A 2,539-nucleotide genomic window follows, 5' to 3' on the forward strand; every position below is an offset into this window, starting at 1 on the left:
GCGGCGGAACCGCCGGCGGGCGCGGAACCGATCGCCTCCGCGACGGCGGCACCGGCCGGCGCCGTTAACCAGGACGCGCGGACCGGCCTGGGCATCCTCTCCCGGACGCCGATGCGCGGCGTGCGCAAGACCGTCGCCGCGGCGATGGCGCGCAGCCGCCGGGAGATCCCGGAGGCGACGGTCTGGGTGGACGTGGACGCCACCGCCCTGCTGGAACTGCGCGCCGGACTGAAGCAGAAGGACCCGGAAAACACCCCCGGCCTGCTCGCCTTCATCGCCCGGTTCGTCACCGCCGGCCTGGAGCGGTTCCCCGAACTCAATACCCGGATCGAGGGCGACGAGATCGTCCGGTTCGACGGGGTCAACCTGGGCTTCGCCGCCCAGACGGACCGCGGCCTGATGGTGCCGAGCATCCGCAATGCCGCCAAACTCAGCGCCCGCGGACTGGACGCCGAGATCCGCCGGCTGACCGCCGTCGTACGTTCCGGCAAAGCCACTCCGGAGGAACTGACCAGCGGAACATTCACCCTCAACAACTACGGGGTGTTCGGGGTGGACGGCAGCGCCGCCATCATCAACCATCCCGAAGTGGCGATCCTCGGTGTCGGCCGGATCATCGACCGTCCCTGGGTCGTGGAGGGAGCGCTCGCGGTCCGCAGCGTCACTGAACTGACCCTGTCCTTCGACCACCGGGTGTGTGATGGAGCGGCGGCGGGTGGTTTCCTCCGGTTCGTGGCGGACGCGATGGAGAATCCCGCCGGGATCCTCGCCGAACTGTAACTGCCGCGGCCGCAGGCGGTCCGGTCGGCCCTGTACCGCCTGCGGCCGCAGGTCTACCCTTGTGCCATGAAACCTCTACCCGAGGCCTACGAGGCCTACTTGGCGAAACTGAAGCCGAACGAGGCGGACGCGCTGCGGCCGGTGTTCCAGGAGTCCGTGGCCGAAGGAGACCACGGCGTCCTCATCCGCGGCGCCGGATCGCAGCACATCCAGGCACTGGTCGATGAACGCGTGCCCTTCGGACAGATCCACGAGGGCTATATCTGGGACTGATCCGCGCCGGATACCGTCCCTCTGTTGCCGGCTGCCGGTGGGCCGCGCCGTGCCCTCTGACAATGGCCTGCCCGGTCGCTGCCGATGGCCCGCACCGGCGGCGTGCTGCCGCTCGTGCCCGGGGTACGGTAGGAGGCAGGGCCGCAAGGACGCGGCCGCCAGGACCGGCGCCAATGGAGGTATCCGCCAAGCATGAGTGACACCGTACAGACCACAGACATAGCCGACTACGTCCAGGTTGCTCCCGGGAACTATGTCATCCGTACGGAAAACTACCTGTTGAACACCGGCTTGGTCATCGGGCGGACGCGGGCGATGGTGATCGACACCGGTGCCGGACCGCGCCAGGCCAGCCTGATCTACCGGACTGTGCGCTCGCTGACCAAGCTTCCGCTCGTCGTCGTCAACACGCACTCGCACTTCGACCACATCTTCGGCAACGCGTACTTCGCGGACAACGGCGTCCACCAGTTCTACGCCCAGCGCAACTGCGCCCACGACATGGCGGAGACAGCGAAGCTGCAGCGCGAACTGGTTGCCGAAACCGAGCCGGAGATGGCGGCGGGAGAGGGACCGCACACCGGGATCAGGGTGCCCACCAAGCCGGTGGACCGCGAACTGACCGTGGACCTGGGCGATATGCCGGTCAAGCTCTTCTATCTGGGCCGCGGCCATACCGACGGCGACCTGCTGGTGGGCACGCCGTCCACTCTGTTCGCCGGGGACCTGGTGGAACAGGGCGCGCCGCCGGCCTTCGAGGATTCCTACCCGCGCGACTGGGTGGAGACCTTGCAGCGCATCTCGAGCCTGCGGCACCAGTATGACGTGCTGGTCCCCGGCCACGGCCAGACGGTTTCGGACGCCTTTGTCCGCAGTATGTGGGAGACCATGGCGCTGGCGGTGCGGCAGGGGGAGCAGGCCAGCCGGGAGTCGCCGGCGGATGCCACCAAGGCGATTCCGATCCTGCCGTACGGCCCGGTGCAGTCGAGGGCGCTGCTCAAGCGCCTCCAGACACCGCCGCGCTGATGCGCTGCGGCCCCCGCCAGCCGGACCGCAGTCGGGGCGTCAGCGCCGCCGGGTCTGCGAGCTGAACAGCCAGGTCAGCAGCGCCGCCAGCAGCATGCCGCAGCCGAGGATCAGCCCCATGCCGGCCCAGAAGAACAGCGGCAGCCGCCCGTCGCCGGGCACCGGGGCGGCGCCCACCTGCTGAATGATCCAGTACAGTCCGGCGGACAGCGCCAGTCCGAGCGCGGCGAGCAGCCAGCACAGCCGCGGCCACAGCGTCGATGAGGCCCAGTGGCTGCCGTACCCGCGGAACTCGTTCCAGCCGTCGCCCGAGCGCAGCACCGCCGGACCGGCCAGCAGCGCCCAGAACCCGGCGACCAGGAACGCGGCCACCACATCGGACGGACGGTGCCAGCCGTTGATCAGCGTGGCGGCCCCGGCCAGCACGGCGTACGTCCCGCCGGCCGCCGCGGCGAACGGC

At 69.8% G+C, this 2,539-nt stretch carries 3 protein-coding genes and 1 pseudogene; 3 read left to right on the plus strand and 1 reads right to left on the minus strand.

Translation table 11 applies throughout. The features are described from left to right. From D477_RS20820 to D477_RS20830, 3 genes are all read left to right on the plus strand, one after another. Positions 1-780: dihydrolipoamide acetyltransferase family protein (locus tag D477_RS20820; protein ID WP_005275574.1), on the plus strand; the 780-nt coding region annotated here is incomplete at its 5' end. A 66-nt stretch (positions 781-846) separates the two neighbouring features. Further along, positions 847-1,053 carry a hypothetical protein gene (locus D477_RS20825; protein WP_052510873.1) on the plus strand — a complete coding sequence of 69 codons (207 nt, stop codon included), beginning with the start codon at positions 847-849 and terminating at the stop codon, positions 1,051-1,053. A gap of 192 nt (positions 1,054-1,245) precedes the next feature. Further along, positions 1,246-2,079 carry an MBL fold metallo-hydrolase gene (locus tag D477_RS20830; RefSeq protein WP_005275576.1) on the plus strand — a complete coding sequence of 278 codons (834 nt, stop codon included), beginning with the start codon at positions 1,246-1,248 and terminating at the stop codon, positions 2,077-2,079. Positions 2,080-2,118: 39 nt separating this feature from the next. Here the strand turns inward: D477_RS20830 and D477_RS22940 are convergent. Further along, a pseudogene (locus D477_RS22940) lies at positions 2,119-2,539 on the minus strand (phosphatase PAP2 family protein); the annotation flags it as partial.

Source organism: Arthrobacter crystallopoietes BAB-32, from assembly GCF_000328305.2.
Taxonomy (GTDB): Bacteria; Actinomycetota; Actinomycetes; order Actinomycetales; family Micrococcaceae; genus Crystallibacter; species Crystallibacter crystallopoietes_A.